This is a genomic window from Vagococcus carniphilus, assembly GCF_014397115.1.
GTDB classification, from domain to species: Bacteria; Bacillota; Bacilli; order Lactobacillales; family Vagococcaceae; genus Vagococcus; species Vagococcus carniphilus.
Map to the genome: position 1 here is coordinate 1489469 of NZ_CP060720.1, position 20433 is coordinate 1509901.

The window sequence follows — 20433 nt, forward strand, 5'->3', positions numbered from 1 at the left end:
TGTTATGAAATTAAAAACAAATGCTCATTCACTTAGAGGGACAATCACAGTTCCTGGAGATAAATCAATTTCACACCGTAGTATTATGTTTGGGTCATTAGCAACAGGAACAACTGAAATCTCTCATTTTTTAAGGGCAGATGATTGTTTAGATACGTTGAAACTTTTTAAACAAATGGGAGTTCCTATAACAGATGATGGGAAAAAAATTACCATTGAAGGTGTCGGGTTAAGAGGATTAAAAAATCCAGGAAAGACTTTAGATGTTGGTAATTCTGGCACAACGATTCGTTTGCTTATGGGAATTCTAGCTGGACAATCTTTTTCTGCAACATTAACAGGGGATAGTTCCATACAAAAACGCCCAATGAATCGTGTTATGCTACCTTTAAAAGAAATGGGAGCAAAAGTAGAAGGAAATCAGCAGTCAGAGTTTCCTCCAATACAAGTAACTGGTGTAAATGATTTACAACCCATTAATTATCATATTCCTGTTGCAAGTGCCCAAGTTAAATCTGCATTAATTTTTGCAGCTCTTCAAGCGTGTGGTGAAACAACATTAATTGAAAAAGAGAAAACTAGAAATCACACAGAAGTTATGATTAAACAGTTTGGCGGGAACATTGAAGTAGAAGAAAAAACAATTCGGGTTAAAGGAAATCAAACTTTTACAGGTCAATCTATCTCAATACCGGGAGACATCTCTTCTGCTGCATTTTTTATTGCAGCGGGATTATTAGTTCCAGGTAGTCAAATTACGTTAAAAAATGTCGGATTAAGTGAAACCAGAACTGGTATGATTGATGTGGTTAAAGCTATGGGCGGTAATATTGAGATAACCGAAATAGACGAATTAAATGAATCTGGAAATATCATTGTTAGTTCAAGTCAGCTTGTAGCAACTGAAATTAGTGGTGAATTGATTCCTAGGTTAATTGATGAAATTCCAATTATTGCTTTACTTGCTACTCAAGCAAAAGGTGAGACTCTTATTAAAGATGCTGAAGAGTTGAGAGTAAAAGAGACGGATAGAATCCAAGCTGTTTCTGATGAATTGAATCGATTAGGTGCATCAATTACGCCAACTGCTGATGGTTTAGTCATTCAAGGTGAAACTAAATTGACTGGTGGGACAGTAACGAGTTACGGAGATCATCGAATTGGAATGATGCTCCAAATTGCAGCTCTTATTGTGAAAGAAGGAGAAGTAGTTCTTGATAAAAGTGAGGCTGTTTCCGTTTCATACCCTACATTTTTTGATGATTTAAATGAACTGATGGAGCAAACGATATGAAACAGTTAACTTTAATTGGTTTTATGGGATCAGGTAAATCAACAACAGGTCAAATGCTATCAAAAGAATTGGGAATACCTTTATTAGAGTTAGATCAAATGATTGAAGAAGAAACCAAAATGAGTATACCTGATATTTTTGATTTAAAAGGTGAAGCTTATTTTAGAGAATTAGAACATATCGTTTTAATTAAGTCTTTAAATTCAAGAGGTGTTATTGCAACAGGTGGAGGAATATTAACCAATAGCAAAAATGTTGAACAGTTAAAATCCACTCGTAATGTTATCTATTTAAAAGGAAAAGACAGTACATTGATAGAAAGAATTAAGAACGATTCTGTCAATAAAAGACCACTAGCTGATACTAGCACAGAACTTGAAATTACAAAAAGATTAGAGAATAGAGTTAACCAATATGAAGAAGTAGCAGATATAATCATAGAAATTGAAAATAAGAGTATTTCAGAAATAACTTTAGAAATTATGAATCAATTAGAGGAGATGAAAGAATGAGAGTTGGTTATTTAGGTCCAAAAAGTTCATTCACCTACAAAGCAACAAGGAGTTTTTTTAAAGAAGCAGAACTGTCTCCATTACCAACAATTGTTTCAACTTTAAAAGCAATTGAAATGAATCAATTTGATTATTGTGTGATACCTATAGAAAATTCTGTCGAGGGTACGGTTCATCCGGCCCTTGATTTTTTATACCATCAAGCAAATGTACCTGTACAGGCAGAAGTGATTCTTCCGATATCACAAAATTTGATGATTCATCCCAACTGGATAGGAAAGATAAATCAGTTAAAAGCAGTAAAATCACATCCACAAGCTTTAGCTCAAACGCAACAATTTTTAGAAGAAAATTATTCTAGTTTAAAACAAGAGATTACAGATTCGACGACTCAAGCAGCCAAATGGATTTCAGATAATAAAGACGAGCCTGTTATGGCGATTGCTTCAAAGGAAGCGGCTAAAGAATACCAATTAGAAATTATACAATCAGATATCCAAGACATGAAAACTAACCAAACGAGATTTTGGGTGATTGGAAGAAAAAAGATAAATTGGTATAAAGAAAAATCACCAATATTTAGACAGACTATTGGTGTTAAAATGGAACAAAATCAAGCGGGTAATTTACACAAAATACTATCAGCTTTTAGTTGGCGAGGAATTGATTTAACTAAAATTGAATCGAGACCATTGAAAACAAGGTTAGGAGATTATTTTTTCTTAATTGATATTAAAGTAGAAAATCTAATCTTAGTTGAAATGGCTCTGAAAGAAATAACCGAATTAGGTGGAGAAATAAAAGTTTTTGGTACTTACTATGCACATCAAACCATCAATTGTTAGTGTAAAAAAATCATAAGAATCTCATTTGATAGTTTCAAAAATATTCAAAATAGGCTATCCTTATTAAAGATTAAAGTTAATAAGAGGTGTAAATATGGCGAATATGACAAGGATGGATCGACATCGTCAAGCCGAATTAGAAAAAGAACAGAATAAAAGAAAAAATAATAAATTAAATGAGGAACCAGAATTACCGAATGGCAGTCAACCTAATCAAAAAAAGCCTAAAAAAATAAAGAAGAAAAAAAAGAAATCTAAAATCTTTTTCTTGATTTTAATTGCTTTGATAGTTTTAAGTGTTGTAGGCTACTTTAAAGGTGTGGGAAGTGCCAAACTAGATAAAAATAATAAACAAGCAGATGTGGGAAATTTTTTAGGTGAAAAAAGTCAGGATGGCTCTACTAACGTGCTTCTTTTGGGAAGTGATTCAAGAGGAGAAGACCAAGGTCGCTCAGATTCTATTATGATTGCCCATTATGATAAAAAAAATAAACAACCTAAATTGGTTTCTATTATGCGAGACACATATGTTGCAATTCCTCAAAATGGTGGAATTGAATACAATAAGATAAATGCAGCGTATTCTTATGGTGGACCAGAACTTGTAAGAAAAACAATCAAAGAAACATTTGGCGTTCCAATACAGTATTACGCTATTGTGAATTTTGAATCTTTTCCTAAAATAGTTGGAACTTTGGCTCCTGGAGGCTTAAAAATAGACGCTGAAAAAGAGTTAGAAGTTGAAGGGACAGTCATTAAAAAAGGTGAACAAAAGATGAGTGGAAAAGAAGCCTTGCAGTATGCTCGTTTTAGAAAAGATGAAGAAAGTGATTTTGGACGAGTTAGACGCCAACAACAAGTGATGACTGCTTTACTTAAACAAGGATTGAATCCATTAAATGCTTGGAGATTACCAGAAACTATTGGAACAGTACGTGGTTACACGCAAACAAATATTCCTTTTAGTTTTTATCCAGGAGTCGGTACAAGTTATTTATTCAGTCAACACAAACCATTAGATATCTTAACTATCCCAGTTGAAGGATCTTGGAATGATGGTTATTATGAACATTCAGGTAGTGTTTTAGAAATTGATGAAGCTATAAATGGACAAGCGATTAAGACTTTTTTCACTAATTAATTATCTTTACATTAATATGATAGAACACTATAATGTAAAGATAGGTGTTAATTGCCGGAAAGAGAAAAGAATAGAGGAATTACAATGAAAATTGCAATTGTCACGGATAGTACTGTTTTTTTAAGAGGGGACTATCAACATCGTGAAGATCTATATATCGTACCCGTCCCATTAATAATAGACGATAAAATTTATTATGAGGGTGTAGATATTCATGTAGATGGTTTTTATGATTTATTAGATAGTGCTAAAAACTTTCCTAAAACATCACAACCTTCGATTGGCGAATTATTCGAGTTATATGAAAACATCGCAAATAAAGGATACGACGCAGTTATAAGTATCCACATGTCTTCTGGTATTTCTGGATTTATCAGTTCTTTAACAAGTATTTCAAAAGAAATAGATATGATTGATGTTCATCCATTTGACTCACTATTAACAAGTGGTCCGATGGGTAAATTAGTTGAGGTTGCTCTTGATATGGTTGAACAGCCAGATGCAACACCAGAAATTATTCTAGATAAACTATCAGAAATGAGAGAGAAACTAGAGGGGTATATTGTAGTAGATGATTTAAATCACTTAGTTCGTGGTGGTAGATTAAAAAATGGTGCTGCCATTATTGGAACATTACTAAAAATAAAACCTATCTTAAGTTTTCAAGAAGGCAATATTGTTTTATCAGAAAAAAGCACTTCATCGGGTAGAAGAAATTGTTTTAAATGAGATTAAAAGTAAACCCGAGGATAGTACATTTTATGTTATTCACTGTAATAATCTAGATGTCGCTAAGCAAGTAGAAGGAGAACTTTTAAAGCTATACTCTAGCTTAGAAGTAATTATCTGTGATTTCGGTCCTGTTATAGGAACACATTTAGGTGAAAAATCAGTTGCTATTGGAGTGGCACCAAAAAGATAATGTTAAGAGGGTAACCCTGAAAAGTGGTTGATCCTCTTTTTTCTATCATTTGTAGTAAAAGGGAAGAGGGAAAATTGATGGAACCAAATATTTATGGACCGAGTCAAGTTGTAGTTAACTTGAATCATATTAGACATAACGTAAAAGAAGAACTTAAAAGGTTAGACCATGGAACAAGCCTTTACGCTGTTGTCAAAGCAAATGGTTACGGTCACGGAGCAATAGAAGTTGCTAAAGCGGCAATTGAAGCAGGAGCTACCGGACTTTGTGTTTCTAATTTAAATGAAGCGATTGAGTTAAGAAAAAATGAAATGACAGAACCTATACTTGTAATGGGCTATGTGTCGTTAAAATATCTTGATATAGTTTTAGAGAATGACATAACATTAACAGCAACTAATTTAGAGTGGCTGAAAGAGTTGGATAAGAGAGTAACAAAAGAAATTAAAATCCATTTAAAAATTGATACTGGAATGGGGCGTATTGGCTTAAATGATTCTGAAGAAATGAAACTAGCTAATGAACTTTTAAAAAGTAATCCCTTAATTAATTTTGAAGGGTTGTTTACGCATTTTTCAAAAGCAGATAGTAAGGATAATCAGCACTTTGAATTACAGCAACGACGTTTTTTAAATGCATTAGCCATTTTCGGTGAAGATATTCCTTATATTCATACATCAAATTCAGCTACAGCGCTATGGCATGATGCTTGGAAGAGTAATTTAGTTCGTTATGGTGATGCAATGTATGGAATGAATCCTTCAGGAAACGAACTAGACGAACCATTTAAATTAAAACAAGCCCTAACCTTGGAAACTGAAATTATTCATATAAAAGAAGTAGAAAAAGGCGAAAAAATAGGATACGGAGCAACTTATGAGACGAGTTCTAAAGAGTGGATAGCAACGTTACCAATCGGTTATGCAGATGGCTTAATTCGAAAATTTCAAGGGTTTAACTGTTTAGTTAACAGTAAACAAGCACCTATTGTTGGTCGTATTTGTATGGATCAGTGTATGATTAGGGTAGATGGTTATTTGCCAATTGGAACTAAAGTTACTATTTTTGGACGTGACGGAGACTTGTTTAATTCTGTTCAAAAAGGAGCAGAGTATGTGGATACGATTAATTATGAGGTGACATGTGGTTTGACAGATAGACTACCTCGTGTTTACATTGAATAAAAGGAGTTGAATGTTATTTCATGTTGGCATCTTATTTAAATATTTTAGTTGTTTTTGCCATTATTTTGTTGAGTTATATTTTAACGTGGAAAAAATGGTTTGATAATCAGACAGCAGATGTTTTTTCAAAATTAATCTTAAACATCACGTTACCCTTAAACATGTTTTTAAATATGACACAAAAATTTACACGAGCAGAGTTTTTAGAGTTATTTAAGGGAATTTTACTTCCCTTTGTTTCTATACTAATTACCTTTTCGATTAGTTTCATTTATGCTAAATTAACTAAAGTACCTATTACTAGAAGAGGAACTTTCATGACGATGTTTACGGCTGCGAATACCATTTTCATGGGACTCCCAGTTAACATGGCTATTTTTGGTGAAAAGGCAATTCCTTATGCACTGCTATACTACATTTGTAATACAACATTCTTCTTCACTGTTGGTATCATGTTGATAGCAAGTGATAATCCTGAAATTGAGATAAAGCAAGCTAGATTTAGTTTTAAGAAATTAGGTAAACAACTATTGTCTCCAGCGTTAATGGGATTTGTAGTGGGAATTCTTTGGTTATTGTCAGGTTTGAAAGTCCCAAAACCTTTGTTTGATTTTTCGACTTATGTAGGTGGAATGACAACAGCTTTGTCATTATTTGTTATCGGAATTATCATTTATCAAACAGGTATTAAAAATTTAAAAATGAATAAAGATGTTGCGGGAGTTCTTTTAGGAAGATATATCATTTCTCCTTTAGTTGTCTACTCTCTATCTTTTATTATTCCTGTTCCCAAATTAATGTTACAAGTATTTATCTTACAGTCAGCGATGCCCGTACAAAATGCAATGCCGATTTTAGCAAGAGGTTACGGAGCAGATGAAGAGTTTGCTACAAGCAGTTTAACTTATTCGATTTTAAGTTATTTTCTATTTATCATCATCATTTTAAAACTTATTGTTTAAAATATGCTATAATGCCAAAGGGTAAAAAAAGAGAAGGAAGGTGAGAAAATGAATTTATTCAAGCAATTTAATTTTGAACCATTTTTAATGGAAGCTTTAGAAGAAAAACATTTCCTTAAACCAACAGAAGTACAAGAAAGATTAATACCAGTTATTATGGGTGGCAAGAATGTTGTAGGACAGTCACAAACTGGATCAGGAAAAACACATACATTTTTACTACCAATGATGAATGCTGTTGAAACAGACAAAGATGAAGTACAAGGTATTATCACAACACCAAGTCGTGAATTAGCTGAGCAAATTTATCAAGCAGCCATTCAATTAGCAAAACACTCTCCAAATGAAATTAGAGTTTCTCAATTTGTTGGAGGAACTGATAAGAAAAGACAAATGGAAAAACTAAAATCCAGCCAACCACATATTGTTATTGGAACACCAGGTAGAATTCTAGATTTAGTTAATAGTCAATCATTGAAAACTTTTACCGCTAAATATTTTGTTGTTGATGAAGCTGATATGACGTTAGATATGGGATTTTTAGAAGATGTTGACAAAATTGCAGCGACTCTTCCTAAAGAATTACAAATGTTAGTTTTCTCGGCAACAATTCCAGTTAAATTAAAACCATTTTTAAAAAAATACATGGATAATCCTGTTGTTGAACATATCAAACCAACATCAGTTATCTCAGATACAATTGATAACTGGGTGATTTCAACTAAAGGTCAAAATGTGAATGCGATTATTTATCAATTACTAACAGTTGGTCATCCTTACCTTGTAATGGTATTTGCGAATACTAAACAAAGAGTGGATGAAATTTCAACTTATCTAAAAGAGCAAGGATTGAAAGTTGCTACTGTTCATGGGGATATTCCACCACGTGAAAGAAAACGTGTCATGAAAAATATCCAAAATTTAGATTACCAATATGTTGTAGCAACTGATTTAGCTGCTCGTGGTATTGATATTGAGGGGGTTTCGCATGTTATTAATGCTGAAATTCCAGCTGATTTAGAGTTCTTCATTCACCGTGTCGGAAGAACTGGTCGTAATGGATTAGACGGAACAGCTATTACGTTATATCAACCTCAAGATGAGTCACAGTTAGCTGAACTTGAAAAATTAGGGATTGAATTCCATCCTAAAGCAATCCGTGGTGGTGAAATTGTTAATTCTTATGACCGAAATCGTCGTGCTAAACGAGATAAGAGTCAACGTCAACTTGATACTGAGATGATTGGTTTAGTGAAGAAAAAGAAAAAAAATATTAAACCAGGATATAAGAAAAAAATCAATCGTGCTATTGACGATAAAGCTAAAAAAGAACGTAAGATTGAACGTCGTCAGACAGATCGCGCGAAACGTAAGTCAAGAAAACAAGATTATTAGATTGAAAATAACTAGTTATAATAAAAAAAGAGGCTGACCCTGATGTCAGTCTCGTTTTTGTTTATTTGAAAAATGTCTATGTTGTCTTTTAAAAAAGTTTTTTTTCAAGTTTGACACAAATGATGCCATCTTCAATAAATTCATCTGAAACGACTTCGTATCCCATTTTTTCATAAAAAGGAATAGCTTGCTTTTCACCGTGAACACGAGATAATGTACACTTGTTTCTTCTTCCTTGTTGTTCTAATTCAAGAAGAACACGTCTACCTAATCCTTTTTTTCGCCATTCACGTCTTACACAAACTCGATCTGGGCGAACAGTCGTTAAATCATCTTGTTGATAACGACCAGTTGCGATAGGTGTTTGGTAATGGAAAATAACAAGATAATTAGTTTGGTCTGAATCATAAGCATCAAATTCAGCTTTTGGTGATATTTTTTGTTCTTGAACAAAAACTAAAGTTCTTAAAAAATATGAGGCAGCTTTTATCCATTGTTCGTTATCAAATACAACAGTAATCATGGTAATGTTCTCCTCCTATCCATCAATATATATAATCATAACATTATTTTAAAGGAGAGTGTTTATGAAAAAGAAGTTAATTATCATTTTTTTAAGTTTATTTGTAACTATTTTAGTAGCGCTAGGTTTTGGTGTTAACTACTTGTTTAATTATGCGATTGTTTCAGGAAAAAAAGATTTTATTAAAGCTGAAAATCCTGAAAAGTTAAAGAAACAGTGGGATTTTAGTGATGGTTATTCAGAAGATATTTTTATAACAAGTAATGATGGCTTAAAACTAAAGGGTCGTTACATTAAAAATAAAAAAGAGACTAACAAAGTAGCCATTGTTGCTCATGGTTATATGAGTGAAGGACTTGCAATGGGAAATTACGCTAAAATGTTTAATGAGTTAGGATATGATGTCCTTGTTCCAGATAATCGAGGCCATGGAGATAGTGAAGGAAAGTATGTAGGTTTTGGTTGGTTGGATAGGCTTGATTATGTTAAATGGATAGACGAAGTTTTAAAGTTAAAAGGAAAATCAACTGAAATTGGTTTATTTGGCGTTAGTATGGGAGCGTCAACTATTATGATGACAAGTGGTGAAAATCTTCCACCTCAAGTAAAATGGTTAATCGCAGATTGCGGTTTTGATTCAGTCGCTAATGAGTTAACTTACCAATTAAAAAATATGTTTCAGCTACCTGCTTTCCCACTAATTCCTTTAACTTCTACTTATACAAAAGTTAAAGCTGGTTATTCATTCTATGAAGCGAATGCAGTAAATCAATTGAAAAAAAATAATCTTCCTTTGTTACTAATTCATGGTGATAATGATGATTTCGTTCCACTTGAATCAGTTTATCCTTTATATAAAGCGACTAAAGGACCAAAAGAATTAGAAATTTTTGAAGGGGCCAAACATGCAACGAGTTATAACTCTGATTCTAAAAAGTACAAGGAAATAGTGAAAAAATTTCTGTTTGCTCATGAAAAAGAGAGCTAATTTTATAAGTTGACAGACCAATGGAATTTCATTATACTTTTACTTGCTAGTAAGGAATGCATTTTGTTTATAGTTTAGAGAACTTTCTGCTTGGTGAAAAGAAAGAGTATGACAAAAGAGCAGCTACCCTTATGTAAAATGATAAGAAATTATCACGACTCACTTTGCGTTAAAAAGTGCTTAAGAGGTAATGAATGTTAAAGCATCGTTGCAATCAAGGTGGTACCGCGAAAAATCGTCCTTGACTGCAGGGTGCTTTTTTATATTTTTAGGAGGAATAGGAATGAAGCAATTAACAAGTGTTGAAGTAAGACAAATGTATTTAGACTTTTTTAAATCGAGAGGACATAGAATTGAGCCTAGTGCGTCACTTGTTCCGGTGGAAGATCCAACACTTCTATGGATCAATTCAGGAGTAGCTACTCTAAAGAAATATTTTGATGGAACTGTTGTACCTGAAAATCCAAGAATTACTAATGCCCAAAAAAGTATCCGTACAAATGATATTGAAAATGTAGGGAAAACAGCACGTCATCATACCATGTTTGAAATGCTAGGAAACTTTTCAATTGGTGACTATTTCAAGAAAGAAGCAATTCATTGGGCTTGGGAATTACTGACAAGTGAAGAATGGTTTGCTTTAGATAAGTCGAAACTTTATGTAACTGTTTATCCAGAAGATAAAGAAGCACGTCGTATTTGGCATGAAGAAATCGGATTACCTCAAGAATCAATTATTGATATTGAAGATAACTTTTGGGATATTGGAGCTGGTCCATGTGGTCCTGACTCAGAAATTTTCTACGACCGTGGTCAATCTTTTAATGATGTAGCAGAAGATGATCCAGAGAATTACCCAGGTGGAGAGAATGAGCGTTATTTAGAAATCTGGAACTTAGTATTTTCAGAATTCAATCATACTGAAAATCATGAATATGAACCATTACCTCAAAAGAATATTGATACGGGAATGGGATTAGAACGTATGGTTTCTATTTTCCAAGATGCTCCAACCAATTTTGAAACGGATTTATTTTTACCAATTATCCATGCAACAGAAGAAATGTCTCGCGATAAAAAATACGATGATGACTTAGCAACTAAAACATCATTTAAAGTAATTGCTGACCATGTCCGTGCTGTTTCATTTGCAATTGGAGATGGTGCTTTACCTTCAAATGAAGGTCGTGGCTATGTATTACGTCGTTTACTACGTCGTGCTGTTATGCATGGTAAAAAACTTGGAATTGATGAAGCATTTCTTTATAAATTAGTTCCTGTTGTAGGTAAAATTATGGAAAGTTACTATCCAGAAGTTTTAGAAAAACAAGACTTTATTCAAAAAATTATCAAGACTGAAGAAGAACGATTCCACGAAACAATCAATGATGGCTTACAAATCATCACAGATTTAATTGCTTCTCTTAAACAAGAAGGAAAAGACACTTTAGAAGGAAAAGATATCTTTAAACTTTATGATACTTATGGTTTCCCTGTTGAATTAACTGAGGAAATGGCTGAAGAAGAAGGATTAAAAGTTGATCATGATGGTTTTGAAGTTGAAATGACAGCTCAAAGAGATCGTGCTAGAGCAGCTCGTTCTACTGAAAACTCAATGAATGTTCAATCAGCAGTTTTAGGAGAAATTAAAGTTGACAGTGAATTTATTGGTTATGATGCAACTGAAGCTGAAGCTAAATTATTAGTGATTGTTGAAGAGGATGAATTAAAAGAATCAACATCACATAAAGAAGCACAGTTAGTTTTTGATCAAACTCCTTTTTACGCTGAAATGGGTGGTCAAGTTGCAGATAAAGGCGTGATTAAAGACTTAAATAACCAAGTTGTAGCTAGAGTTGTTGAAGTTAAAAAAGCACCAAATGGTCAACCTCTTCATTTTGTAGAAGTGGAAGGTAATCTTGTTTCAGGTGAAACTTATAAGCTTGAAGTTGACCAAGTGATGAGAGATAAAATTATAAAAAATCATACAGTGACACATTTATTACATCGTGCTTTAAAAGATGTTTTAGGTGAGCATGCTAATCAAGCTGGTTCATTAGTAGCACCAGGTTACTTACGTTTTGATTTTACTCATTTTGAGCAAGTGACACCAGAACAATTAAGTCAAATGGAACAAATTGTTAATGAGAAAATTTGGGCTAGTTTACCTGTAGAAACAGTTGAAACAGATATTGCAACTGCTAAAGAAATGGGAGCTATGGCATTGTTTGGTGAAAAATACGGCTCTGAAGTTCGAGTGGTTAATATTGGTGGCTATTCAATTGAACTTTGTGGCGGGGTACATGTTAGAAATACTTCTGATATTGGTATCTTTAAAATTACCTCTGAATCGGGTATAGGAGCTGGAGTTAGACGTATTGAGGCTGTTACAAGTAAAGAAGCCTTTGAAGTGTTCCATGAAGAAGAAAAGGCCTTAAAAGAAGTTGCTCAGTTAGTTAAAGCACCTCAATTAAAAGAAGTTGTTTCAAAAGTAACAACATTACAAGAACAATTGAGAGAATTACAAAAAGAAAATGAAGCACTTTCTTCAAAATTAGCTAATGCAGAAGGTGATCAAATCTTTAAAAATATTCAAGAAGTCGCTGGTGTAAAAGTTATTGCAGAGGCTGTAAATGTTAAAGATATGAATCAATTACGCCAATTAGCAGATCAGTGGAAACAAAATAATTACTCAGATATTTTGGTTTTAGGAACAGCTCAAGGAGAAAAAGTTAATCTTCTTGCAGCAATGACTAAAGAAATGAATGATAAAGGATTTAAAGCAGGAGACTTGATCAAAGCTATTGCACCAAAAGTTGGTGGAGGCGGAGGTGGTCGCCCAGATATGGCACAAGCCGGTGGTAAAAAACCAGCAGGTATGAAAGACGCTTTAGAAGAAACATTAAAATGGGTGGAATCTAAATAAAACTATTAACTTGGTAGATAGCTGAATAGTTATTTACCAAGTTTTTTTCTGTTATAAGATTAGTTCTTTATTTTTTTTAAATGTGGTATAATTAGTTATCGAACTAGATCTCAATAGTGATTCCCCTTCCCTTAATTCACGTTGAATCCCAACTAGTTCGTTTTTTCGAGTATTTCTCTGCATATCCTTTGTATTAGAGGGATGTTTATAGTTATAATAGAGTTGTCTCTAATAGAAAGGGGTTTTTAGATGACAAATAAAAAGAATATCATTTTAACTATCGTGATCGGTTTACTTGCATTAACAAGCATTTTGGCAATCGGAAAAACAAAAACGATGGATGATGAGGTTAAACGAACACATGAATTAAATGTGAAATTAAATGAGCAAAACAAAAAATTACTAGATGCTAATAATAAGGCAGATAAAAAGATTGATGATTTATCTAGTAAATATGATGCTATCAACAAAGAACTAGAAGAAATAAAAAAAGAAAATAATCAAAGTCAATAGAGAAACAGCCATCAAAGGTCTGTTTCTTTTTTTGGTTTCTTTATTTGACACTAATGATTAAACGTATTATTATAATCTGGTTGGCAATTTTTCTGAGCTTAAATGTTTAGAATCGAATCTAGTAGTTTAAATAAAAACTAGAAAAATAAATTCTAAGGGGGAAGAATTTAATGGAAGCAGTGACAACAAGTACGGTATCATTTAAAAAAGGTTTATTTTCTAAAGTTGTTTCGTATTTATCTTTAGATTACAGTTTATCATTTATTATGGGTGAGCTTTCTGATTTATAGAAATTAGAAAAAAGCATGGAAGAGTTACCTCTAGGTAGAGGACTCTTTCATGCTTTTTATTTTATTTATGTTTATCTAGTTTCTTTTCGACTTTTTCCTTAACTTCTTCAGAAGCCTCTTTAATATCAGAAGAAGCTTTCTTTACCTTCCCTTTTGCCTGGTCTACTAAACCTTCAGTCTTTAGCTCTTTGTCATTTGTAATATCACCGGTTGTCTCTTTTACTTTGCCTTTGATTTTATCCGTAAAACCTTTGTCTGTCATAAAATAACCTCCTAGATATTTTTTTGAACAAACTTATAATATCATAGATGTTATTTTAATTCTAAGAATTTGATTTCTTTAATAAGAAAGAGGAAGATAATTAGTTTAAAATTATATGATTGACTACCGTCACCGTGAAATAAGCAAAAAATAGCGAAAACAAAAAAATGACAAAACCTTGATTTAAAAGGATTTGTCATTTTTTGAAATGGGTTAAAACATATAAATGGAAGCGGCGGGAGTCGAACCCGCGTCCAAACATATTGTCACTTAAATTTCTACACTCATAGTCATACTATTTAGAGATTCGCTTTGTTTCATGCCGCATAACAGGCCCTAAACATCGCTAGTCTGATAATCTCTTTTAAACTTTACAGACGGAAAAGTTTAATGTATCCCACTTAGTTTGAGACCCTTACTCGAGCACATGGGCGATGCCGAGAGGATCTTTGCTCGCTGTTTTTAGGCAGCTAAAGCAAAAGTATTGTTTTCGTTTTTAGCAGTTATATTTAACTGTAACGTTTTTACGTAGACGTAACCTACGAAGTGCCATTCAAGCTCAACTATGCCTGTCGAATCCGTAACGCCCCCTTATTTTTAACAAATAACAGTATATCACATTAATTAAAAATTTCAAACAAAAGTTGTTCTTAAATAAACTTTATTACTTACACTAAGAAAACAAAAAAGGAACGATTATACATAAATCATTCCCTTTCTTTTTGCTACTTTAAAAAAATCTGATAGTGAAATCCCCTAAATGATTCATTGACGAAATGATCCCTTAAATTCATTTAAACATTGAACCTAATAGTTTGAAATCTTAACTCTAACTCAAGTGTACACATTTTATAAGATATATTCAAGATAATATGTCTAAAAAAACGTTATAAATTTATTTTTTTTAAGAATGTAGGTTTTTTATCGAATAAAATGTACTCAGTCACATAGTAAATGATAACAAAAATAAAAATAATTTTAGTATAGCTAATTATTTGACTACTCAAAGATAACTTTTCATTTGGAAAAGCAGTTATTAAAAAAGTACTAGCTGCAAAAGTTATCATTCCGTAAATAATTACTAAAAGTTGGATTGTTCTTTTTAATGTAGGAATAATAATAAAACTTCCACGATTTTCAAGGCTTATATGTTCAAATAACCGTTGACCAAAAAATAATACTATGCTAGCTGAAAATACAAGTATGAATAAAGGTAAATAATTAATAGGCTGAATTGAAACTTGTTGAAGTGGTAATACATTATTCAAGACGTTGGAAGACACTGTGGAAGTTTCTTCTATATGACTATTGAAAAAAGTTTGACTTATGTAATCAATGTTTGATAAAAAGCGATTAAAAGTAAAGAACATAACAAGAATTGCGCTAATTCCAAATAGCCAATTTCCGATAATTAATCCTAAAAAACTACTTAATATAAAAAAACTAACAAGAGTTAACCAACCAGAAAAAGAAGAAAATAGTTGTTGGCTAAGCGATATGTTTAAATAATCATGAGGAATAAAAAAACGATAAGCTAAAATTGAAACAGCTTTTGAAATAAATAAAGTAAGTGCCATCGTGCCTCCAATATAATAATATTTATACCAATAAATAGAAGATCGTTTGTATTTACTAGTAAATAATAAAGTATTAAAATTGGATTTTAAATCAATTAAAAAGAGAAGAGTGCCAACTATAATAAAAATCATTAAAAGCTGTATAAAATGTTCATTGTAGTAAGGATAAGAATTGTATCTTTGTTGATTGGCATCTTCGTTAGGGTTAAAAATAGTTAAACTATAATTCCTAAAGGTATTGAAATCGTCAGTATAAATAGCATGTTCTTTTTTTAAATCATAAAAAAGGAAAATTTTTCCTTTTTCTTGATCCTCAAATTCATAAGAATCTTTAAGCTGTTTTTCAAAATTTAAATGCGCTTTTTCACTTGAAAAGTATTTGTAATCATTCTTCCAAGAAACAATATCTGTTATGGTTTGAATCAAGTAAATACCAGCTATAGTAATTATTAAAATAGTAATAATTTTTTTATAATGGTGAAAAAGTAATCGCTTAAGTGACTGATCCATAGTACGCCTCCTTTTTAATGAAACAGTTGATAGTCTACTTCAGATGTAAAGTGAGAAGAGAATAGATCTTCTAATGTTAAAGGAACTTCTTCAAAAAGAACTGGGTCTTTAGCAAGAATTGCTTCATATAAATCATCATCCAAATTTTCAAAAATACCAATAATCACTCGACCTTGAACTTGGATCACTTGACAATTCTTTTTAACGATTGCAGGAATTTCTTTCTTTTTAAAAACCATTTGTACTTTTCTGGTTTGCTCTTTTATTTCTTGAAGGTTATACGTTTTATTTATCACGCCATTTTGTAGAAATAAAATATGATCTACAATATTTTCAAGTTCTAATAGATTATGAGATGAGATTAGGATAGATGATTGATTGATACTAACTTCATTGAGTATCAATGAGATTACTTTTTTACGAATAATTAAGTCTAATCCATCAAAAGGCTCATCTAGAATATAGTATTTGGCATGACAAGAAAAAGCTAAAATAACTTTGAATAAAGCTTGTGCTCCTTTTGAGTTTCTATCAATGGGTAAGTCCATGTTAAAATCATATTTTCTTAGTAAACTAATATATTTTTCGTGATCAAACTGCTGATACAATTCTGAATAATATGGTTCGATTGAGATAGGTGAATGGTTATTCAAAAAATTAAATTGATCATCCAAATAGAATATAGTTTCTTTTAATTCTACTTTTTGATAAAGTGATACTTCATTAATTAAAACATCACCTGAATCTTTTTGATAAAAACCAGTAATCGTTCTAAATAGAGTGGTTTTTCCTGTTCCGTTTCTACCCACAATACCGATGATTTCTCCTTTGTTTAATGAAAAAGAAATATCTTTAAGGACAGGTTGTGTACCAATATTTTTACTTAAATGTTTAATTTTCATGAGTCTTCACCAACTCGTTGATAAAAGGAATTAATCCATTCTAAAGTTTTTTCTTTAGGAATATTCTGATAATGAATATCAAGAAGTAGCAATTCCAAAGCTAGTTTGAGCTCACTTTTTTTAAAATCAGTTGCTTCTGTAGTGCTTTTATTTTTAATAAAAGTTCCTTTCCCATGTATAACGATAATAAATTCTTCTTTTTCTAATATCTTATAAGCTCGATTGACTGTATTAGGATTAATGTTTAATGTATTTGCCATCTCTCTTACTGAAAGTAGTCGATCACCAGGAGCTAGAACACCATCTTTAATTTGTTTTTTGATATAAATGACAATTTGTTCATATAAAGGGGCATGACTGAGTTCGTTTAGTAAAATCATTTTTTTCCTCCCAATTTTGTCTTTATGTGTCTTATTTTAATTAGGACACTTTTTTTTGTCAACTAAAAACCGAACATTCTTGTTAAAAGTTCTAATAAATTCCATCTTATTCTTGCATATTAAAAAAATGATAGCTATAATCAAATTTGTTATTCGTAATAAACGAACAAAAAAGAAATAAAAAGGGTGGAATATTAGGAAATGGATAAGTTTTTTAAATTAAAAGAGAATGGAACATCGATTTCAACAGAAATTATGGCAGGGTTAACAACTTTCTTTGCAATGAGCTACATTTTATTTGTTAATCCATCAATTTTAGCAATCTCAGGTATGCCATTTCAAGCAGTATTCTTAGCAACTATCATCAGTTCTGCTATTGGTACATTAGTAATGGGGCTGTTCGCCAATGTTCCTTATGCACAGGCACCAGGAATGGGACTTAACGCTTTCTTTACTTTTACAGTTGTATTTGGGTTAGGGTATAGATGGGAACAAGCATTAGCTATGGTCTTCTTATGTGGCATGATAAATATTATAATAACTGTAACTAAATTTAGAAAGTTGATTATTAAATCAATTCCTGAAAGTTTACAACATGCTATTGGTGGGGAATTGGTATTTTTGTGGCTTATGTTGGTATTAAGAATGCAGGTTTTTTACAATTTACTTCTGATTCAAATAGTATCGTTTCATCAACGGTTGAAAATAATCAAGCAACAAATGTTGTGTCAAACGGTGGTATTGTTCCAGCATTAGCTAATTTTAATAATCCTGCTATCTTGTTAGGTGTTATTGGCTTAGTTATTACAAGTATTTTAGTTATCAAGCAAGTAAGAGGTGCTATACTTATTGGAATCATTACAACTTCTATAATTGCTATTCCAATGGGAATTGTTGATTTATCTCAAGTTAACTTTCAAGAAAATTCTTTGGGTAATTCTTTTAAAGAATTAGGAACAACTTTTGGTGCCGCATTTGGTCCAAATGGAATGAGTTCATTATTTGCAGATACTTCAAAAATTCCTCAAGTATTGTTAACTGTTTTAGCTTTTAGTCTTTCTGATATTTTTGATACAATTGGCACATTTATTGGAACAGGAAGAAGAACAGGTATTTTTACGAAAGAAGATGAAGAAGCTGTTGAAAAAAGCAGCGGTATCAAGTCTAAAATGGATAGAGCTTTATTTTCAGATGCTATTGCAACATCAGCTGGAGCGATTTTAGGGACTTCTAATGTTACAACTTTTGTTGAAAGTGCTGCTGGAATTGCAGCAGGAGGAAGAACAGGTCTAACTTCCGTAGTTGTAGCGATTCTTTTTCTATTAAGTAGTTTCTTATCTCCAATTGTTGGTGTAGTGCCAGCTCAAGCTACGGCACCTGCACTAATTATTGTTGGTATTATGATGATGGCTTCCTTCAAAGAAATTAATTGGACAGACTTAGAGGATGCAATTCCAGCATTTTTTACCTCTATTTTCATGGGATTGTGCTATAGTATTTCTTACGGAATTGCCGCAGGTTTTATATTTTATGTTATTGTTAAAGTTGTGACAGGTAAGAAGAAAGAAATATCTCCGGTATTATGGATTGTGACTCTTTTATTCTTAATTAACTTTATAGTTATTGGTGTATTGTAAAAAGATAACCAATTGAAGAAAAAAATAGTTTTATTTCTAGAGTTAGAACTAGAAATAGAACTATTTTTTATCTTTCTTTTTTAGAAACAACATAGAAATTAAGGGATAAATGAAGTAAAATTAATAATGAGGAACAAATTTAGGAGTGATTGTATGAAAAATAAACCTGAGTTAACCAAAGAAGAGCTTTTAGCAGAATTAGACAGTATTAAGAATAGAATGGAAGATTATGATTGGGAATATCGTTTTTCAAGATTTCAAGAACGTTTGACAAATGAAAAAGAAGAAGTAGTAAAAATAATAGAAGAAATGAAAACAGCAAACTAATCGAACTTAAAATCGTGATTCTTTATTTTAACTAGTGTATACTTGAGGACATTACGGAAGGATGATTGATAAATTAATGGAGATTGACTGGAAAAAGAATTTATACATCGCGTGGGTTGGATGTTTCTTTACGGGAGCCAGTTTTAGTTTGGTGATGCCTTTTATACCTATTTACATTGAGCAATTAGGTGCTCCACAAAATAAGATTGAGTTTTACTCTGGATTGTCGATTAGTGTGACGGCACTGTCAGGAGCTATTTTTTCACCTATTTGGGGAAATTTAGCCGATCGAAGAGGAAGAAAATTAATGATGCTAAGAGCGGCAGCTGGAATGACTATTACAATGGGATCTTTAGCATTTGTTCCAAATGTTTTTTGGTTATTAGTGATGCGTTTTTTTAATGGCGTTTTAGCCGGTTATATACCGAATGCTACAGCAATGATTGCCTCACAAGCCCCAAGAGAAAAAAATGGTTGGGCGTTAGGTACTTTAGCAACGGGAGCCGTGGCAGGAAATTTGATAGGACCTTCGATGGGAGGGTTTTTAGCAGAAACGGTAGGTATTCAGAATGTATTCTTGGTAACAGGTGCAATTCTTTTAGCTAATACGCTTATGACCTTACTCTTTGTTAAAGAAGATTTTCAGCCAATTGCTAAGAAAAATATGGTTTCAACAAAAGAAGTCTTTAAATCTGTTAAAAAACCATCTGTTTTAATAGGGTTATTTATAACAACATTGATTTTACAAATTGGAATTACGAGTATAAGTCCAATTCTAACACTTTATATTAGAGATCTTGGTGGTGAGATGGATAATATATTATTCATTAGTGGTTTGATTGTTTCAGTTGCTGGGGTTTCTACATTTGTATCTTCACCTATTTTAGGTAAAATTGGTGATAAGGTGGGAAACCAACGTGTTCTATTCTGTGGACTTATTTTTTCGCTAATCTGTATTTTCCCAATGTCTATGGTTCAAACACCATTCCAACTAGGATTACTTAGATTCTTTATGGGATTTTCAACAGGGGCGTTAATGCCTTCTATTAATACATTAATTAGTAAATTAACTCCTGTAGAAGGCGTTAGTCGTATTTTTAGTTTTAACAATATGTTTACTAATTTGGGACAGGTTATGGGACCACTTGTAGGTTCGACTGTAGCCAATGGTTATGGCTATCGTTCAGTATTTGTGGCAACGAGTCTTTTGATAACTGCTAATATTGTTTTAACTTTCTTTAATTTTAAAGGAGAACTTGCTTTGAAAAATCCATTAAAATAACAAAAAAAAGAGGCTGACCCATAAGTCCTCAACATAAGTCAAAAGGCCAAAAATCTTTTTT

The 20433-nt window shown here is 32.1% G+C and carries 17 protein-coding genes, 1 other RNA gene and 2 pseudogenes; 14 read left to right on the forward strand and 6 right to left on the reverse strand.

What is annotated here, in order from left to right; genetic code table 11:
• Nucleotides 1-4: 4 nt before the first annotated feature.
• The 8 genes and pseudogenes from aroA to H9L18_RS07385 all read left to right on the forward strand — a co-directional run bounded on the left by aroA (nucleotide 5) and on the right by H9L18_RS07385 (nucleotide 8255).
• Nucleotides 5-1294: a 3-phosphoshikimate 1-carboxyvinyltransferase gene (gene aroA, locus H9L18_RS07350; protein WP_126791361.1), complete on the forward strand. Its 1290-nt coding sequence runs from the start codon at nucleotides 5-7 to the stop codon at nucleotides 1292-1294.
• Nucleotides 1291-1806 carry a shikimate kinase gene (locus tag H9L18_RS07355; protein ID WP_126791359.1) on the forward strand — a complete coding sequence of 172 codons (516 nt, stop codon included), beginning with the start codon at nucleotides 1291-1293 and terminating at the stop codon, nucleotides 1804-1806. The genes aroA and H9L18_RS07355 overlap by 4 nt, the downstream gene beginning before the upstream one ends.
• The gene (pheA, locus tag H9L18_RS07360; protein WP_126791357.1) at nucleotides 1803-2651 is read left to right on the forward strand and encodes a prephenate dehydratase; all 849 of its coding nucleotides are present in this window, start codon (nucleotides 1803-1805) and stop codon (nucleotides 2649-2651) included. The genes H9L18_RS07355 and pheA overlap by 4 nt, the downstream gene beginning before the upstream one ends.
• 94 nt (nucleotides 2652-2745) lie before the next feature.
• Nucleotides 2746-3792, forward strand: a complete 1047-nt coding sequence (locus H9L18_RS07365) for an LCP family protein (protein ID WP_185847391.1) — start codon at nucleotides 2746-2748, stop codon at nucleotides 3790-3792.
• 84 nt (nucleotides 3793-3876) lie between these two features.
• Nucleotides 3877-4714 (forward strand): annotated as a pseudogene (locus H9L18_RS07370) (DegV family protein).
• Nucleotides 4715-4791: 77 nt separating this feature from the next.
• Nucleotides 4792-5898 carry an alanine racemase gene (gene alr / locus H9L18_RS07375; RefSeq protein WP_126791355.1) on the forward strand — a complete coding sequence of 369 codons (1107 nt, stop codon included), beginning with the start codon at nucleotides 4792-4794 and terminating at the stop codon, nucleotides 5896-5898.
• A gap of 20 nt (nucleotides 5899-5918) precedes the next feature.
• Nucleotides 5919-6860 carry an AEC family transporter gene (locus H9L18_RS07380; RefSeq protein WP_126791353.1) on the forward strand — a complete coding sequence of 314 codons (942 nt, stop codon included), beginning with the start codon at nucleotides 5919-5921 and terminating at the stop codon, nucleotides 6858-6860.
• 48 nt (nucleotides 6861-6908) lie between these two features.
• Nucleotides 6909-8255, forward strand: coding sequence for a DEAD/DEAH box helicase (locus H9L18_RS07385; RefSeq protein ID WP_126791351.1), 1347 nt, complete (start codon nucleotides 6909-6911; stop codon nucleotides 8253-8255).
• Between the two features lie 88 nt (nucleotides 8256-8343).
• On the opposite strand, the gene H9L18_RS07390 is transcribed toward H9L18_RS07385, so the two are convergent.
• Entirely contained in the window at nucleotides 8344-8778 is a 435-nt protein-coding gene (locus H9L18_RS07390; protein WP_126791349.1) for a GNAT family N-acetyltransferase, read from the reverse strand.
• A gap of 64 nt (nucleotides 8779-8842) precedes the next feature.
• Here H9L18_RS07390 and H9L18_RS07395 point away from each other — a divergent pair, with 64 nt between their 5' ends.
• From H9L18_RS07395 to H9L18_RS07405, 3 genes are all read left to right on the forward strand, one after another.
• Complete coding sequence (locus H9L18_RS07395; RefSeq protein WP_126791347.1) at nucleotides 8843-9766, forward strand: alpha/beta hydrolase; 924 nt, start codon at nucleotides 8843-8845, stop codon at nucleotides 9764-9766.
• A gap of 283 nt (nucleotides 9767-10049) precedes the next feature.
• Nucleotides 10050-12692 carry an alanine--tRNA ligase gene (gene alaS / locus H9L18_RS07400; RefSeq protein ID WP_126791345.1) on the forward strand — a complete coding sequence of 881 codons (2643 nt, stop codon included), beginning with the start codon at nucleotides 10050-10052 and terminating at the stop codon, nucleotides 12690-12692.
• A 249-nt stretch (nucleotides 12693-12941) separates the two neighbouring features.
• Nucleotides 12942-13205 (forward strand): hypothetical protein, encoded by a 264-nt coding sequence (locus tag H9L18_RS07405; RefSeq protein ID WP_126791343.1) that lies wholly within the window; start codon nucleotides 12942-12944, stop codon nucleotides 13203-13205.
• Between the two features lie 351 nt (nucleotides 13206-13556).
• Here the strand turns inward: H9L18_RS07405 and H9L18_RS07410 are convergent, their stop codons facing one another.
• From H9L18_RS07410 to H9L18_RS07430, 5 genes are all read right to left on the reverse strand, one after another.
• A complete protein-coding gene (locus H9L18_RS07410; RefSeq protein WP_126791341.1) occupies nucleotides 13557-13757 on the reverse strand; it encodes a CsbD family protein in 201 nt (66 codons plus the stop codon).
• A 224-nt stretch (nucleotides 13758-13981) separates the two neighbouring features.
• Nucleotides 13982-14348, reverse strand: a transfer-messenger RNA (tmRNA) gene (gene ssrA, locus H9L18_RS07415).
• Nucleotides 14349-14644: 296 nt separating this feature from the next.
• The gene (locus tag H9L18_RS07420) at nucleotides 14645-15844 is read right to left on the reverse strand and encodes a hypothetical protein (RefSeq protein WP_126791339.1); all 1200 of its coding nucleotides are present in this window, start codon (nucleotides 15842-15844) and stop codon (nucleotides 14645-14647) included.
• Between the two features lie 14 nt (nucleotides 15845-15858).
• Nucleotides 15859-16746: an ATP-binding cassette domain-containing protein gene (locus H9L18_RS07425; RefSeq protein WP_126791337.1), complete on the reverse strand. Its 888-nt coding sequence runs from the start codon at nucleotides 16744-16746 to the stop codon at nucleotides 15859-15861.
• A complete protein-coding gene (locus H9L18_RS07430; RefSeq protein WP_126791335.1) occupies nucleotides 16743-17126 on the reverse strand; it encodes a GntR family transcriptional regulator in 384 nt (127 codons plus the stop codon). The genes H9L18_RS07425 and H9L18_RS07430 overlap by 4 nt, the downstream gene beginning before the upstream one ends.
• Before the next feature lie 201 nt (nucleotides 17127-17327).
• On the opposite strand from H9L18_RS07430, the pseudogene H9L18_RS07435 reads away from it, so the two are divergent.
• From H9L18_RS07435 to H9L18_RS07445, 3 genes and pseudogenes are all read left to right on the forward strand, one after another.
• Nucleotides 17328-18763 (forward strand): annotated as a pseudogene (locus H9L18_RS07435) (NCS2 family permease).
• A 153-nt stretch (nucleotides 18764-18916) separates the two neighbouring features.
• Entirely contained in the window at nucleotides 18917-19090 is a 174-nt protein-coding gene (locus H9L18_RS07440; RefSeq protein WP_185847390.1) for a hypothetical protein, read from the forward strand.
• Nucleotides 19091-19166: 76 nt separating this feature from the next.
• Complete coding sequence (locus tag H9L18_RS07445; protein WP_126791941.1) at nucleotides 19167-20372, forward strand: multidrug efflux MFS transporter; 1206 nt, start codon at nucleotides 19167-19169, stop codon at nucleotides 20370-20372.
• Nucleotides 20373-20433: the final 61 nt, after the last annotated feature.

Bases quoted from the DNA above. Each gene is read 5' to 3' on its own strand.
- H9L18_RS07380 (WP_126791353.1), top strand. From the start codon at position 5,919: ATGTTGGCATCTTATTTAAATATTTTAGTTGTTTTTGCCATTATTTTG.
- H9L18_RS07425 (WP_126791337.1), bottom strand. From the start codon at position 16,746: ATGAAAATTAAACATTTAAGTAAAAATATTGGTACACAACCTGTCCTT.
- H9L18_RS07440 (WP_185847390.1), top strand. From the start codon at position 18,917: ATGAAAAATAAACCTGAGTTAACCAAAGAAGAGCTTTTAGCAGAATTA.
- H9L18_RS07420 (WP_126791339.1), bottom strand. From the start codon at position 15,844: ATGGATCAGTCACTTAAGCGATTACTTTTTCACCATTATAAAAAAATT.
- pheA (WP_126791357.1), top strand. From the start codon at position 1,803: ATGAGAGTTGGTTATTTAGGTCCAAAAAGTTCATTCACCTACAAAGCA.
- H9L18_RS07355 (WP_126791359.1), top strand. From the start codon at position 1,291: ATGAAACAGTTAACTTTAATTGGTTTTATGGGATCAGGTAAATCAACA.
- H9L18_RS07395 (WP_126791347.1), top strand. From the start codon at position 8,843: ATGAAAAAGAAGTTAATTATCATTTTTTTAAGTTTATTTGTAACTATT.
- alaS (WP_126791345.1), top strand. From the start codon at position 10,050: ATGAAGCAATTAACAAGTGTTGAAGTAAGACAAATGTATTTAGACTTT.
- H9L18_RS07390 (WP_126791349.1), bottom strand. From the start codon at position 8,778: ATGATTACTGTTGTATTTGATAACGAACAATGGATAAAAGCTGCCTCA.
- aroA (WP_126791361.1), top strand. From the start codon at position 5: ATGAAATTAAAAACAAATGCTCATTCACTTAGAGGGACAATCACAGTT.
- H9L18_RS07445 (WP_126791941.1), top strand. From the start codon at position 19,167: ATGGAGATTGACTGGAAAAAGAATTTATACATCGCGTGGGTTGGATGT.
- H9L18_RS07405 (WP_126791343.1), top strand. From the start codon at position 12,942: ATGACAAATAAAAAGAATATCATTTTAACTATCGTGATCGGTTTACTT.
- H9L18_RS07365 (WP_185847391.1), top strand. From the start codon at position 2,746: ATGGCGAATATGACAAGGATGGATCGACATCGTCAAGCCGAATTAGAA.
- H9L18_RS07430 (WP_126791335.1), bottom strand. From the start codon at position 17,126: ATGATTTTACTAAACGAACTCAGTCATGCCCCTTTATATGAACAAATT.
- H9L18_RS07410 (WP_126791341.1), bottom strand. From the start codon at position 13,757: ATGACAGACAAAGGTTTTACGGATAAAATCAAAGGCAAAGTAAAAGAG.
- alr (WP_126791355.1), top strand. From the start codon at position 4,792: ATGGAACCAAATATTTATGGACCGAGTCAAGTTGTAGTTAACTTGAAT.
- H9L18_RS07385 (WP_126791351.1), top strand. From the start codon at position 6,909: ATGAATTTATTCAAGCAATTTAATTTTGAACCATTTTTAATGGAAGCT.